The sequence below is a fragment of the Ferrovibrio sp. genome (genome assembly GCF_017994015.1).
Lineage (GTDB): Bacteria > Pseudomonadota > Alphaproteobacteria > Ferrovibrionales > Ferrovibrionaceae > Ferrovibrio.
Window position 1 is genome coordinate 1 of the sequence record NZ_JAGOLP010000076.1, and the last position, 13,767, is coordinate 13,767.

Genomic DNA, 13,767 nt, shown 5'->3' on the forward strand with positions numbered 1-13,767 from the left:
GGTGCAGCCGCGCCGGCCTTCTCATCCTCGCCGCGCAGCACGGCAATGGGGGTGTTCACCGCCACGCCTTCGGTACCCTCGGGTACCAGAATTTTTTCCAGTACGCCTTCATCGACGGCTTCGAATTCCATCGTCGCCTTGTCGGTTTCGATCTCGGCCATCACATCGCCGGCCTTGACCGTATCGCCTTCCTTCACCAGCCATTTGGCCAGCTTGCCTTCCGTCATGGTCGGCGACAGGGCGGGCATCAAAATCTCAATAGCCATGGTTCCGCTCCCTATCCCGCTCAGGCGTCAACAGTAATGTCGGTCCAGAGTTCCGACGCATCGGGCTCCGGGCTGCTCTGGCTGAAATCGGCGGCCTGCTGCACGATTTCCTTCACTTCCTTGTCGATGGCCTTGAGGGCTTCTTCATCACAAAGTTGGTTATCGAGCAGCAACTGGCGCACCTGATCTATCGGATCATGCTCGGCGCGCATCTTGTTGACCTCTTCCTTCGAGCGGTATTTCGCCGGGTCCGACATGGAATGACCGCGATAGCGGTAGGTCATCATTTCCAGAATCACCGGGCCTTTGCCGGCGCGGCAATGCGCCACCGCTTCCTCGCCCGCCTCGCGCACCGCCAGCACGCTCATGCCATCCACCTGCCGGCCCGGCACACCAAAGCTTTCGCCGCGCTTGTAGAGCGCCGGCTGGGCCGAGGCACGCGCCACCGAGGTGCCCATGGCATATTGGTTATTCTCGATCACGTAGATCACCGGCAGGCTCCACAGCTCTGCCATATTGAAGCTCTCATAAACTTGGCCCTGGTTGGCCGAGCCATCGCCGAAATAGCAGAAGGTCACATTGTCGGTGCCGTTATATTTCTGCGCGAAGGCCAAACCGGTGCCGAGCGGCACCTGGGCGCCGACAATGCCATGGCCGCCATAGAAATTCTTCTCGCGGCTGAACATGTGCATCGAGCCGCCTTTGCCCTTGGAATAGCCGCCGCTGCGCCCGGTCAATTCCGCCATCACGCCGCCGGCATCCATGCCGCAGGCCAGCATATGGCCGTGGTCGCGATAGGAGGTGATCACCGCATCGCCCTGCTTGGAGCAGGCCTGCAAGCCCACCACCACAGCTTCCTGGCCGATATAGAGATGGCAGAAGCCGCCAATCAGACCCATGCCGTAAAGCTGGCCGGCCTTTTCCTCGAAGCGGCGGATCAGCAACATGTCGCGATAGTAGTTCAGCAACAGCTTCGCATCCGGAAGCTTGGGCGCCGCCTTGCCGGCGGCCTTGCTGGGGCTTTTCGCCATCGAATTTCCTCCCGGGAAATGACCAGAACCGGGCTCGAAGGATGGCGATAAATTCAGTTAAAACAAGGACTTTCTCTTGTTTAACTGAATATTGGTTAATTGAAGCAAGATTCGTTCAAGACAGCTAGCACTAGCGTCCGAGTATTACCATTTCGCGGCTTGCCAGCAGGCCGAGCGAACCATGCGCCTGCTCCTCCAGCATATCGGCATCCAGCTGGTCAGCGCGCAGCAATGCCACCCGGCGCTCCAGAATCTTGCGCTCGGCGGTCACATCCGACAGGCCGGCCTTGGTATCCTGGATTTGCAGCGTAAGCCGGGTATAGGCATTTAAACCATGCTCGCCTTCCACCGCGTGGTAGCCGAAATAGGCGATGGCCGCGAAGCAGATCACCGGCACAATGGCGGCGACGGAATGGCGTTTGATTTCGCGGAATGCGCTCATGGCGCCAAGGAATCATATCCGAGTCGCCCGGTCAACGCGAATCGGCGATATCCACAAGATTCTACTCAAGGATTCAAAGCGTTAGGGCTGAATCGCCGCTCTTTGATTCCTGTGCTTGAACTCGCGGCGCTGCGGCACAACCTCAGCGGCAGCGTTGCAGGCGGCGGTCGCTTTCAATCGATTCGTCCAGCACCACCAGCCGGTTGCCGGTATAGTCGAGGATATGCAGCAGCCAGGGCCGGTCTGGCTCGTCGGCGGCAATCAGGGTGACGCGGTCGCGTGCCAGGCGCCAAGTGCCTTCGCGTTTGTCTTCTTCAAGCTGCGAGACAAAATGCCCGTCGCGCTCAAACACGACAAATTCCACATCGCACTGGCCCTGGCTGGCAGCCCAGCGGCCAATCAGATCAGCCGGCTGGGCGGCCATGGCCGGCACGGCAGCGCCAAGCACCGCCGCCGCTGCCAACCCCAGTACCGCCCGCCGCATCCGGCTCAGGCCCGCTTCAGGGCGGCCAGGCCCGGATAGCGCGCGGCGCGACCTAGCTGCTCTTCGATACGCAGCAGCTGATTATACTTGGCCAGCCGGTCGGAGCGCGCCAGCGAGCCGGTCTTGATCTGGCCGCAATTGGTCGCCACCGCCAGGTCGGCAATGGTGCTGTCCTCGGTCTCGCCGGACCGATGACTCATCACCGCCGTGTAGCCGTTCTTATGCGCCAGTTCCACGGCTTCCAGGGTTTCCGACAGGGTGCCGATCTGGTTCACCTTGACCAGGATGGAATTACCCACGCCCTGCTTGATGCCATCGGCCAGGCGCTTCGGATTGGTGACAAACAGGTCGTCGCCCACCAGCTGCACCTTGCCGCCAATGGCATCGGTCAGCAGCTTCCAGCCGGCCCAGTCATCCTCGGCCATGCCATCTTCAATCGAAACGATGGGATAATCGCCCACCAGTTTCTGCCAATAGGCCGCCATGGCGGCCGGATCGAGGCTCAGCCCCTCGCCTTCCAGGTGATACTTGCCGTCCTTGAAGAATTCGGTGGAGGCGGCATCCAGCGCCAGCATGATATCCACGCCCGGCTTGTAGCCGGCGGCCTCGATGGCCTGCATGACAAAATCCAGCGCGCCGCGCGTGCTCGGCAGATTGGGGGCAAAGCCGCCTTCATCACCCACATTGGTGTTGTGGCCGGCCGCCTTCAGCTTCTGCTTCAGGGTGTGAAACACCTCGGCGCCCATGCGCAGGCCCTCGGCAAAGCTGGCGCCGCCCACCGGCATGATCATGAATTCCTGCACGTCGATGGGATTGTCGGCATGGGCGCCGCCATTGATGATGTTCATCATCGGCACCGGCAGCCAATGCGCCGCAGCGCCGCCAACATAGCGATACAGCGGCAGGTCGGCCTCGTCGGCCGCCGCCTTGGCGACGGCAAGGCTGACGCCAAGGATCGCATTGGCGCCCAGGCGGCTTTTGTTCGGCGTACCGTCCAGCTCGATCATGGTCTGGTCGATATCAAGCTGCTCGGAGGCTTCCAGGCCGGCCAGCGCATCGAAGATTTCGCCATTCACGGCGGCAACCGCCTTCTGCACGCCCTTGCCGAGATAACGCGCCTTGTCGCCATCGCGCAGTTCCACGGCCTCATGCGCGCCAGTGGAGGCGCCCGACGGCACGGCGGCGCGGCCCGAGGCGCCGCTATCCAGCACCACATCCACCTCCACGGTGGGATTGCCACGGCTGTCGAGAATCTCACGCGCCACGATGTCGAGAATGCCGCTCATGATGGAATACCTCTGGCAGGATCAGAAAAACCGGGCGAAGGGATAGCCCGCCCGGACGATTCGGGCAAGGGGCAGACTGCGGCACTACGGCGCATGGCTGCCAGAGATTCTGCCACTTATGGCCTCGGCCAGGGCGCCCCTTGCAGTTCTCTGTAATTCGTCATGCGCGGACTTGATCCGCGCATCTTCTGTCCGCCCAGAAAAGATTGCCACAGAATAGGGAAAAAACGAGATGCGCGGATCAAGTCCGCGCATGACGACAAGAGAGCAAATGCCCTCGTCAAACTTATCTCAATACGCCTTCGCCAGATGGTCGAATTCGAGCAATTGCTCCAGCACAAGCTCCATCTGGTCGAACGGCACCATGTTGGGGCCATCCGAAGGCGCGCTGTCGGGGTCTTTGTGGGTTTCCATGAACACGGCGGCCACGCCAATGGCCACGGCGCCACGCGCCAGCACTGGCACAAAGCGGCGGTCGCCGCCCGAGGTGGTGCCGCGCCCACCGGGCTGCTGCACCGAATGGGTGGCGTCAAACACCACCGGGCAGCCGGTTTCGGCCATGATCGGCAGCGCCCGCATGTCGTTGACAAGGGTGTTGTAGCCGAAGCTGACGCCGCGCTCGCACAGCAGCACATTGGGATTGCCGCAATGGTCGAATTTCTCGACCACGTTCTTCATATCCCACGGCGCCAGGAACTGGCCCTTTTTCACATTCACCGGCAGGCCGGTATTGGCCGCCGCCACCAGCAGATCGGTCTGACGGCACAGGAAGGCCGGAATCTGCAACAGATCGACGCTGCCGGCCAGCTGGGCGCATTGCTCGGGCGAATGCACATCGGTGATCACCGGCAGGCCCAGCGTGTCGCGGATTTCCTGGAAGATCGGCAAGGCCGCATCCATCCCGATGCCGCGATTGGAGCGGATCGAGGAGCGGTTCGCCTTGTCGAATGAACTCTTGTAGATCAGGTTGAGGCCGAGCTTGTCGGTGAGGTCCTTGAGCGCCCCGGCCATGTCAAGCGCATGCATGCGGCTTTCCATGGCGCAGGGGCCGGCGATAAGCACCAGCGGCAGATCGTTGCCGATCTCGAATTCGCCAACCTTGACGTGGCGGATGGGGGATGCGTTTTCAGTCTGGGTCATGGCCGCAGTCTATACCAGGAAAGCGCTGTCAGACCAGCCGCGATTGCTCCAATGCCGCTTTCACAAAACTGGCAAAAAGCGGATGCGGCGCAAACGGCTTGGATTTCAGTTCCGGGTGGTATTGCACACCAATGAACCAGGGATGCTCGGGCAGTTCGACAATCTCCGGCAGCAGGCCATCGGGCGACATGCCGGAGAAAACCAGGCCGCATTGCTCCAGCCGGTCACGGTAGCCGGTATTCACTTCATAGCGATGGCGGTGACGCTCCGACACAGTGAGGCCGCCATAGATTTCCGCCACCCGGCTGCCCGGCTTGAGCGCCGCCTGATAGGCGCCCAACCGCATGGTGCCGCCGAGATCGCCGGCCTTGGAGCGGGTTTCCAGCTCGTTGCCGCGCATCCATTCGGTCATCAGGCCGACCAGCGGTTCGTCGCAGGGGCCGAATTCTGTGCTGGAAGCCGAAGTGATGCCGGCCAGATTGCGCGCCGCCTCGATCACCGCCATCTGCATGCCGAAGCAGATGCCGAAATACGGCACACGGTGCTCACGCGCAAAGGTGGCAGCCCTGATCTTGCCTTCCGAACCGCGCTCGCCGAAACCGCCCGGCACCAGGATGGCATTCACCCCTTCCAGTGCCTGTAATGCAGTCTCGTCCTTCTCGAATATTTCGGATTCGATCCATTCGATATTGACGCGGGTATTGTTGGCGATGCCGCCATGGATCAGCGCTTCTGCCAGCGACTTATAGGCATCCTTGAGGCCGGTATATTTGCCAACGATGGCAATCCGCACGCTGCCTTCCGGCGCGGTGATGCGGCGCACGATATTGCGCCACGGCTCCAGATTGGGCGATGCCTCGCCGGCCAGGCCGAATGCCTTCAGCACCTGCACATCCAGGCCGGCGGCATGATAGGCCAGCGGTGCCTGGTAGATGGTGGCCACGTCCAGCGCCGGGATCACCGCCTCTTCGCGCACATTGCAGAACAACGCCATTTTCTTGCGGTCGCCAACCGGAATTTCGCGGTCGGCGCGGCACAGCAGCAGATCGGGCTGGATGCCGATGGAGCGCAGTTCCTTCACCGAATGCTGCGTCGGCTTGGTCTTCAATTCACCCGAGGCGGCAATGAACGGCACCAGGGTGACATGGATGTAGATCGCCGCGCCGCGCCCGACTTCGAGGCCGAACTGGCGGATCGCCTCCAGGAAGGGCAGGCTCTCGATATCGCCCACCGTGCCGCCGACTTCAACCAGCATGAAGTCGACCTTCTCCTCGTTGTCGTCGCGGATAAAATCCTTGATCGCGTCGGTGACATGCGGGATCACCTGCACGGTGCCGCCGAGATAATCGCCGCGCCGCTCCTTGGTCAGGATGGTCTGGTAGATGCGGCCGGTGGTGACATTGTCGCTCTTGCGGCCCGGCACGCCGGTGAAGCGCTCGTAATGGCCCAGGTCAAGATCAGTCTCGGCGCCGTCATCGGTGACGAACACTTCGCCATGCTGATACGGGCTCATGGTGCCGGGATCGACGTTGAGATAGGGATCCAGCTTGCGCAGCCGCACGCGATAGCCGCGCGCTTGCAACAGGGCGCCAAGCGCCGCTGATGCCAAACCTTTGCCAAGCGAGGAAACCACGCCGCCGGTGATGAATACGTACCGCGTCATGGGCGTCCTGTATAATTAAAAGCCGCGCCCGGCGGAAGCCTTGTCCGCCAGGATACGTGCTAAATTTCGATAACGGGTTTAGCTAGTCAGCTCAATCGCTTGCTGGGCGATTACTGCGACAGCGGCACAGCCGGACGGCTCGGCTGGGCCGGCGCGGCGGGAGCAGAGGAGCCCGGCTGGTCCAAAATCGAGCGCGAACGCTGCGGACCACCGGAGAGAATCGCCAGGATGATGCTGGTGCCGATGAAGCAGGTGGCCAGGATTGCAGTGGTGCGGGTGAGCAGATTGGCCTGGCCACGGGTGGAGAACAGGCTGCCACCGCCGCCTCCAATGCCAAGCGCGCCGCCTTCGGAACGCTGCATCAGCACCACGCCGATCAGCGCCACCGCCAACAGAACATGCACCACCAGGATAAACGCTATCATCTCGCCCTACTCCGGTTCCGGCCCGTCAACCCGATCCGGGGACAGCCGCTTTGGCCGGGCTTTTACACCAGCCGGCGCGGCGGGGGAAGCCCCCTCGGCGTAGTGATGCACACAGCCCCAGGGGTCGCTGATAAGCCAATCGCCGTTTTCCGCCTTTTCGGCATAAAGCGGCCCCACCGGCACCTTGCCATGGCCGCCAGGGATATCAAGGATATAGCTGGGCTGGCCCAGGCCGCTGAGCCGGCCGCGCAGCCGTCCCAGCAAGGCCTGGCCCTCGGCCAGCGGCACGCGGAAATGGCTGGTGCCGCGCGCCTTGTCGAGCTGGTTCAAGTGATACGGCTTGACCCGTGCCACCAGCATGGCGCGGAACAACTCGGCCAGCGCCTGTTCGCTGTCATTCACGCCGCGCAGCAGCACGCTTTGGCCCAGCAAGGGCAGCCCGGCATCAGCCAGGGCGGCACAGGCGGCCCGCGCCGGGCCGGTAAATTCGCGCGCATGATTGGCATGTACCACCACGTAAACCGGCTTCGGCCCGCGCAGGGCCGCCACCAGCTCCGGCGTCACCCGCTCCGGGTCCACCACCGGCACGCGGCTATGGATGCGGATGATGCCAAGATGCGGAATTGCATTCAGCTTGGCAAAAACTTCGGCCAGCCGGCGCGATGACAGGATCAGCGGATCGCCGCCGGTCAGGATCACTTCAAAAATTTCCGGCCGCGCCGCGATATAGGCAATGGCGGCATCCAGTTCATCCGCCGAAAGCCCCTGGTTGCCGGGGCCGACGGTTTCCCGCCGGAAGCAGAAACGGCAATAGACCGGGCAGACATTGACCAGCTTGAGCAGCAAACGATCCGGGTAGCGATGCACAATGCCGGGCAGCGGCGAATGCGTGGCATCGCCGATCGGATCGACCAATTCCTCGGCCAGTTCGTTGAGTTCGGCCAGGCTGGGATCAAATTGCCGCGCAATCGGATCGGCCGGATCAGCTGGATCGATCAGGGCGCGCATGGCCGGCGTCACCGCCACGGCAAAGCGCTCGGTCACGCGCCTTAGCGCGGCCAGATCGCTGGTGCCATCCAGTTCATGCGCGCCCAATGCGTTTCATCCCTTGGCGGCAATGATGGGCCAGAAATCCGCCGCTTTCAGGCTGGCGCCGCCCACCAGCGCGCCATCCACTTCCGGCACCGCCATCAGCGCCACGGCATTATCGGGCTTCACTGAACCGCCATAGAGGATGCGGAAACCGGCGCCATCGTCAAAACGGGCGCGCAATTCCTGGCGGATCAGCGCATGCACCTCGGCCACCTGCTCCAGGGTGGGCGTGCGGCCGGTGCCGATGGCCCAGACCGGCTCATAGGCGATCACCGTATTGGCCGCATTGGCATCATCGGGCAACGAGCCACGCAACTGGCTGGTCACCAGCTTGAGGGTTTCGCCGGCATCGCGCTGTGCCAGGGTTTCGCCCAGGCAGACAATGGCAATCAGCCCGGCGCGATGCCCGGCCGCGGCCTTGGCGCGCACCTCGGCATCGCTTTCACCATGATCGGCGCGGCGCTCGGAATGGCCCACAATCACATAGGCGGCCCCGGCATCTTTCAGCATTTCGGCCGCAATATCGCCGGTATGGGCGCCGCTGGCCTTGGCATGGCAATCCTGGCCACCCACCGCCACCGGGCTGCCGGCCAGCCAGCCGGCCATCGCCGCCACCAGGGTGGCCGGCGGGCAGAGCGCCAGATCGGCAACCGGCGGGGCGGCCATGGCGCGCGCGGCCAGGGCACGCGCCTCAGCCTCGGCAGCCCGCAGGCCGTTCATCTTCCAATTGCCGGCGATCAGAGGCTTGCGCGTCTGGGCCATGTGCCATTACTCCTGCTGAAAAATCCGGCGTTTCTCTAGCATCTATGCACCAAAACGCAAGCTTTGTCGCCAAAAGCCGGGGCCGCGCATGGCTTGCCCCGCCCGTCCCCGACCTTTAGTATCCGCCGCCTCAGATTTTTAGCACGAAATTCAGGTGGTACATGCTTGATCAAATGCGCAAAGGCGCCGGTTCCTGGGTTGCCAAAATCCTCATGCTGCTGCTGGTTATCAGCTTTGGCGCCTGGGGCATCGGCGACTATGTCCGCACCTCTGCCGCGGTGCCGCCGGTAGCCAAGGTGGGCGACCAGGAAATCCGCGCCGAGGAATTTGCCGATGCAATGCGGCGCGAGAGCCAGCAGATGGCCCGCCGCCTGGGCCAGAGCCTGAGCCGCGAGCAGATGCAGCAATTCGGCCTGGATGAAAGTGTGCTGAACGGCTTGATCGCCGTCCGCGCCTATGAACAGGCGGCGCTTAAGCAGGGCCTGGCCGCCACCCCGGGCGTGGTGCGCGACTACATCACCCGCGCCGAAACCTTCAAGGGAACCAACGGCCAGTTCGACCGCCTGCGCTACGAAGCCTTCCTGCGCAATGAGGGTTATTCGGAAGCCATGCTGGTGGAACTGGTGCGGCGCGACCTGCTGCGCGAGCAATTGCTGGGCAGCCTGCTGAGCGGCGTGGATGCGGCGCCGAATGTGGCGGTGGATGCCATCCTGGCCTATCGCCTGGAAACCCGCATGGCGGATTACATCCGCATCGAGGCCGCCAAGCTGCCCGCCCCGGCAGCGCCGAGCGATGCCGAGATCGAGGAATATTACAAGGCCAACCCGGCGCGCTACAGCAACCCGGAGCGGCGCGACATTGCCTGGCTGTCCTTCACTCCGGCCGGGCTGGCCGGCGATATGGCGGTCAGCGATGAGGAAATCGCCGAGGAATATGAAGCCCACAAGGCCGAGTATGTGACGCCGGAGCGGCGCCAGGTGCAGCAGGTGGTGTTCCCCAGTGAAGAAGAAGCCAAGGCGGCACAGTTGGCCGTGGCCGGCGGCGAAGCCTTTGCTGCCATGGCGGAACGCACCCGGCAGATGAAAGCCGCCGATATCGAACTGGGCTTGGTGCAAAAGGAACAGCTGCCGCCGGAACTGGCCAATGCCGCCTTTGCGCTGAGCGCGCCGGGCCTGACCGATCCGGTGAAAAGCGCCTTTGGCTGGCATCTGATCCGGGTTGCCGAGATCAAGGCCGGCAGTGTCACGCCCCTGAGCGAGGCGAAGGACAAGCTGCGCCAGCAGGTTGCCCTGCTCAAGGCCGGCGACGCTCTGCTCAAGCTGCGCCCGATGGTGGAAGACATGATTGCCGGCGGCGCCCCGCTGGAGGAAATCGCCAAGGCGCACAAGGCCAGCCTGCATACCCAGGCCGGCCTGGATGCACGCGGCCAGGATGCTGCCGGCAAGCTGGTGGAAAGCCTGCCCGCCACCACGCCGCCGCTGCTGACCGAAGCCTTCCAGCTTGGCGAAAAGGCTGATCCGATCATCCTGGAGCAGAGCGATGGTGGCTTCCAGCTTTTGCAAGTCAGCGCCATCAAGCCCAGCGCGGTGAAGCCGCTGGCCGAGGTGAAGAATGAAGTGGTAGCCGCGCTCACTGCCAGCAAACGCGCCAAGGCTGCCGATCAATTGGCAATGCAGATCGGCGAACGGCTGCGCGCCGGCGGCGATCTGCTGAAGGAAGCCCAGGCGCTGGGCGTGGTGGCACAGACCACGCCGCCGCTGAGCCGCAGCGGCGCCCCGGCCGACAAGGCGCTGAGCCCGACCGTGGTGAGCCTGCTCTTTGCCGCCAAGCAGCCCGGCGAAGTGGCGGTTGGCCCGGCCGGCACGGCGGGCGATGCCATTGTTGCCCGGCTGGGCCGCATTGTGCCGGCCGATGTGGCGGCGATTGCCGCGCAGCGCGACCGCGCCAGCCAGCAGCTTACCCAGGGCCTGATCGGCGAGCTTGAGGAGCGTTATCGCAAGCAGGTGGAAGCCGGCCTTGGGGTGAGCACCAATGCCGCCGCCCGGGCGCGCGCATTCTGAGCGGCCGGCAGAGATGAAGCTGACCCCCGATTACGCCGCCTTCGCCCAGCGCTACATGGCGGGCGAGGCACAGGTGCTGTCCACCACCCTGGTGGCCGATCTGGAAACCCCGGTATCGGCCTTCCTCAAGCTGGCCGATGGCCGGCCTTTTGCCAGTTTGCTGGAATCGGTGGAAGGCGGCGCCACGCGCGGGCGCTATTCCATTATTGGCCTGAAACCTGACCTGCTATGGCGCTGCAAGGGCGGCAAGGCTGAGATCAATCGCCGCGCGCGTTTCGACGCCGAAAGCTTTGAGCCCTGCCCCGAGCCGTCATTGCCGGCGCTGCGCCGCCTGCTGGCCGAAAACCATATCGACCTGCCGCCGCATCTGCCGCCAATGGCCGCCGGCATTATCGGCTATATGGGCTATGACATGATCCGGCTGATCGAGCCGCGTGTGCCGGATGCCAATCCGGATGCGCTGGGCCTGCCGGATGGCCTGATGATGCGGCCGACGCTGATGGCGGTGTTTGATTCCGTGCTCGACCTGATCACGCTGGTAACGCCGGTGCGGCCGCAGCCCGGCATGGATGCCCGCGCCGCCTATAACCTGGCCTCCGAACGGCTGGCCGATGCGGTGAGCGACCTTGACCGCCCGCTTGGCGCGGTGCGCGACCAGATCGCCGATCTGGATGCGCTGCCAGAGCCGCAATCCAACATGTCGCCCGATGAGTATCTGGCGATGGTGGCCAAGGCGAAGGAATATATTGCGGCCGGCGACATCTTCCAGGTGGTGCTGTCGCAACGTTTCTCGCTGCCGTTCCGGCTGCCCCCTTTTGCGCTCTACCGCGCATTGCGCCGTACCAATCCCTCGCCCTTCATGTTCTATCTCAATCTGGGCGGCCCCTGCCTGGTCGGCTCCAGCCCGGAAATCCTGGTGCGGCTGCGCGACAATACAGTGACCGTGCGGCCCATCGCCGGCACCCGCAAACGCGGCGCCACGCCCGAGGAAGATACCGCCCTGGCCGCCGACCTGCTGGCCGATCCGAAGGAACTGGCCGAGCATCTCATGCTGCTCGATCTGGGCCGCAACGATGTTGGCCGCGTGTCGCAGATCGGAAGTGTGCGCGTCACTTTGCGCAACACCATCGAACGCTACAGCCATGTGATGCATATCGTGTCGAATGTGGAAGGCAAAATCCGCCCCGAGCTTGATGCACTCGACGCATTGTTTGCAGGTTTCCCGGCCGGCACGGTTTCCGGCGCCCCCAAGGTGCGCGCCATGGAAATCATCGACGAACTGGAAAGCACCCGGCGCAGCTTCTATGCCGGCGGGGTCGGCTATTTCTCGGCAAATGGCTCGATGGATACCTGCATTACGTTGCGCACCGCGCTGGTCAAGGACGGCACCATGTATGTGCAGGCCGGCGCCGGCATTGTGGCCGATAGCGACCCGATGTCGGAACATGTGGAATGCGTCAACAAGGCCAAGGCATTGATGCGCGCCGCCGAGGAAGCCGAGCGTTACGCGCAGCGTGGTGGCCGGGGCCAATAAGCCGAAAACGGGGACCAGCATGGCAACGTCGTTCAAATCCATCCGGGCCAGAGCGGCGAAACGCAAGGGCGGCGAGAAAGCCCTGGCGGCCCTGCTGCCCAAGGCGCCCGACCAGAAGGCATTGGCAAAACTGGCCGATGATCGTGTGCTGTCTGAAATGACCAAGCGCATCTTCTGCGCCGGCTTCGTATGGCAGGTGATCGATGCCAAATGGGATGGTTTTGAAGCCGCCTTCCTCGGGTTCGAACCAAAGAAGCTGCTGCACAAGCCGGATGAATTCTGGGAAAAGCTGACATCCGATACACGCATCGTGCGTAACGGGCAGAAGATCATGACCGTGCGCAGCAATGCGCGCTTCATTCTCGACATTGCCGCCGAGCATGGCAGCTTCGGCAAATTCCTAAGCCAGTGGCCGGTAACGGATCAGGCCGGGCTGCTGGAGCTGCTGGCCAAACGCGGTGCACGGCTGGGTGGCAATACCGGGCAGTATCTACTGCGTTTTCTGGGCAAGGATGGCTTCGTCACCTCACGCGACGTGATTGCCTGCCTGCGCGATGCCGGGGTGGAACTGAGCCAGACCGCCACTTCCAAACGCGACCTGCGCAAGATACAGGACCAACTCAATATCTGGGCCAAGGAAAGTGGCCTGCCCTATGCTCACATCTCGCGTATCTGCGCCATGTCGATGGGCGAGAATTACGCAGCGGAAACATTGCTCAAGATGCGCGGCGAGGAATAAACGCCACCATCGGTTTGCGCACAGGGTGGAAATCGAACTAGCTTTTTGATCCAGTTACGTGAATAATGTTTTTGTAGGAAGAATTCCTATCACTGGATATATCCCATGCGATTCGCCGAAAATATCGATGAGCCGGATCTTCGCTGGCTTTATCTCTACTGGTTGAAACGCAAGGCTGGGCGCTTCCCGCCGCCGCGAGACCGCATTGATGCGGTCGATTTACGCGCCCTGCTGCCGAATATCTTCATCATTGAAGTGGATCATGAGCAGGAACGCTTCCGCTACCGGCTTGCCGGCAGCGAAGTGGAAGCCCTGGTGCTCAGCAAGCTGCATGGTCGCTGGCTTGACGAAGCCGTGATCAGCCCGTTGCGCGAATTTTTTGACGAAGGTTTCTGCATCAGCGCCTTCCAGCGCAAGGTGCATTTCCGCAAGAACACGCTGCACCTGACCGGGCGGCCTTATATCCGCTATGCCCGCATCCTGCTGCCGCTGTCGAATGATGGCGAGCGCATCGACCATCTGCTCGGCTGCATCAAGATTGACCAGCGCTTTGCACGCGGCAATCCCACTGCCGTATCGGAAAGCGAGATCACCATCGCCGATATCGCCACGTTTGAACTGGATGCCTACGGCGAACCGTAAGCGCCGCGCTTAATTGGAAGCGATGGTTTCAAGATTACGCGGCGGCGGTGCGGTGAATTCACCGGCGCGGTGACGCAACACCGTGCTCACCGGCACCAGGCTGAAACCACGGGCTTTAAGCTGCCCCACCCATTGCTCCAGCGCCGTCAGTGTGGCGCCATGCGGATGGCCGATGCCGATGGCATCGCCATTGCTGCGGGC

The 13,767-nt window shown here is 62.9% G+C and carries 15 protein-coding genes; 4 read left to right on the forward strand and 11 right to left on the reverse strand.

Features of this window, described 5'->3' with window-relative positions; translation table 11 throughout:
• From KBB36_RS19175 to tpiA, 10 genes are all read right to left on the reverse strand, one after another.
• Window positions 1-266 (reverse strand): biotin/lipoyl-containing protein (locus KBB36_RS19175; protein WP_290984876.1); only part of this gene is annotated, 266 nt, incomplete at its 3' end.
• Between the two features lie 20 nt (window positions 267-286).
• Window positions 287-1,297: a pyruvate dehydrogenase (acetyl-transferring) E1 component subunit alpha gene (gene pdhA / locus KBB36_RS19180; RefSeq protein WP_290984879.1), complete on the reverse strand. Its 1,011-nt coding sequence runs from the start codon at window positions 1,295-1,297 to the stop codon at window positions 287-289.
• A 130-nt stretch (window positions 1,298-1,427) separates the two neighbouring features.
• Window positions 1,428-1,739 carry a septum formation initiator family protein gene (locus KBB36_RS19185; protein WP_290984881.1) on the reverse strand — a complete coding sequence of 104 codons (312 nt, stop codon included), beginning with the start codon at window positions 1,737-1,739 and terminating at the stop codon, window positions 1,428-1,430.
• 142 nt (window positions 1,740-1,881) lie between these two features.
• Window positions 1,882-2,223 (reverse strand): hypothetical protein, encoded by a 342-nt coding sequence (locus KBB36_RS19190; RefSeq protein WP_290984883.1) that lies wholly within the window; start codon window positions 2,221-2,223, stop codon window positions 1,882-1,884.
• Window positions 2,224-2,228: 5 nt separating this feature from the next.
• Window positions 2,229-3,509, reverse strand: a complete 1,281-nt coding sequence (gene eno, locus KBB36_RS19195; protein ID WP_290984886.1) for a phosphopyruvate hydratase — start codon at window positions 3,507-3,509, stop codon at window positions 2,229-2,231.
• Between the two features lie 291 nt (window positions 3,510-3,800).
• Window positions 3,801-4,649, reverse strand: coding sequence for a 3-deoxy-8-phosphooctulonate synthase (gene kdsA / locus KBB36_RS19200; RefSeq protein WP_290984889.1), 849 nt, complete (start codon window positions 4,647-4,649; stop codon window positions 3,801-3,803).
• A gap of 28 nt (window positions 4,650-4,677) precedes the next feature.
• Complete coding sequence (locus tag KBB36_RS19205) at window positions 4,678-6,312, reverse strand: CTP synthase (RefSeq protein WP_290984892.1); 1,635 nt, start codon at window positions 6,310-6,312, stop codon at window positions 4,678-4,680.
• Window positions 6,313-6,422: 110 nt separating this feature from the next.
• Entirely contained in the window at window positions 6,423-6,737 is a 315-nt protein-coding gene (gene secG, locus KBB36_RS19210; protein ID WP_290984895.1) for a preprotein translocase subunit SecG, read from the reverse strand.
• A 6-nt stretch (window positions 6,738-6,743) separates the two neighbouring features.
• Window positions 6,744-7,832, reverse strand: coding sequence for a lysine-2,3-aminomutase-like protein (locus tag KBB36_RS19215; RefSeq protein WP_290984898.1), 1,089 nt, complete (start codon window positions 7,830-7,832; stop codon window positions 6,744-6,746).
• Between the two features lie 6 nt (window positions 7,833-7,838).
• The gene (tpiA, locus tag KBB36_RS19220) at window positions 7,839-8,591 is read right to left on the reverse strand and encodes a triose-phosphate isomerase (protein ID WP_290984901.1); all 753 of its coding nucleotides are present in this window, start codon (window positions 8,589-8,591) and stop codon (window positions 7,839-7,841) included.
• Between the two features lie 161 nt (window positions 8,592-8,752).
• Between tpiA and KBB36_RS19225 the strand changes: the two genes are divergently transcribed.
• From KBB36_RS19225 to KBB36_RS19240, 4 genes are all read left to right on the forward strand, one after another.
• Window positions 8,753-10,651, forward strand: coding sequence for a SurA N-terminal domain-containing protein (locus KBB36_RS19225; RefSeq protein WP_290984904.1), 1,899 nt, complete (start codon window positions 8,753-8,755; stop codon window positions 10,649-10,651).
• 13 nt (window positions 10,652-10,664) lie between these two features.
• Window positions 10,665-12,185 carry an anthranilate synthase component I gene (gene trpE / locus KBB36_RS19230; RefSeq protein WP_290984907.1) on the forward strand — a complete coding sequence of 507 codons (1,521 nt, stop codon included), beginning with the start codon at window positions 10,665-10,667 and terminating at the stop codon, window positions 12,183-12,185.
• A 19-nt stretch (window positions 12,186-12,204) separates the two neighbouring features.
• On the forward strand, window positions 12,205-12,924 hold the full coding sequence (locus KBB36_RS19235; RefSeq protein ID WP_290984910.1) for a DNA-3-methyladenine glycosylase I: 720 nt from the start codon (window positions 12,205-12,207) through the stop codon (window positions 12,922-12,924).
• A 105-nt stretch (window positions 12,925-13,029) separates the two neighbouring features.
• The gene (locus tag KBB36_RS19240; protein WP_290984914.1) at window positions 13,030-13,566 is read left to right on the forward strand and encodes a PAS domain-containing protein; all 537 of its coding nucleotides are present in this window, start codon (window positions 13,030-13,032) and stop codon (window positions 13,564-13,566) included.
• Between the two features lie 9 nt (window positions 13,567-13,575).
• Here KBB36_RS19240 and KBB36_RS19245 read toward each other — a convergent pair.
• Window positions 13,576-13,767, reverse strand: a 192-nt coding sequence (locus tag KBB36_RS19245; RefSeq protein ID WP_290984917.1) for a divergent polysaccharide deacetylase family protein, incomplete at its 5' end; no start/stop codon positions are given.